Source organism: Streptomyces litchfieldiae, assembly GCF_031845365.1.
In the GTDB taxonomy this organism is placed as follows: Bacteria; Actinomycetota; Actinomycetes; order Streptomycetales; family Streptomycetaceae; genus Streptomyces; species Streptomyces litchfieldiae.
In genome coordinates, this window is the sequence record NZ_JAVREL010000129.1 from 1 (window position 1) to 432 (window position 432).

The 432-nt window shown below is 65.5% G+C and carries 2 pseudogenes; both read left to right on the top strand.

The window, feature by feature from the left end:
• A pseudogene (locus RM590_RS35715) lies at positions 1-129 on the top strand (IS481 family transposase); the annotation flags it as partial.
• A gap of 118 nt (positions 130-247) precedes the next feature.
• Positions 248-432: pseudogene (locus RM590_RS35720) on the top strand (HGxxPAAW family protein); the annotation flags it as partial.

Genomic DNA, 432 nt, shown 5'->3' on the forward strand with positions numbered 1-432 from the left:
TCAGAGCAAGAACGACGCGACGCCTTCCCCAACTGGCTCCACACCTACACTCACCACCGCGGACACACCGCACTCACAGGCCAACCACCCGCCAGCCGCGTCCCCAACCTCACAGGGCAATACACCTAGACACTCCCGAGGGGTGACCCCCCGCTCACGTCCCGCCGTCCCGTACGGGACAATGGAAGCGAGCCGTCGAGCGACAGCTACAGCGGTACCCACGCGCAACACCAACAGGGAGCAACTCATGGCGGGCAGCAGCCACGGACACACCCCGGCCGCGCCTGGACCGGTGTCATCATCGCCTTCATCGGTTTCTGCGTCGCAGGCGTCTTCATGGTGGCCAACAACCACCTCGGTTTCTGGGCCGGTATCGTCGTGATCTTCGCCGGCGGCATCGTCGGGTACGCCATGAAGCTCGCCGGTCTCGGC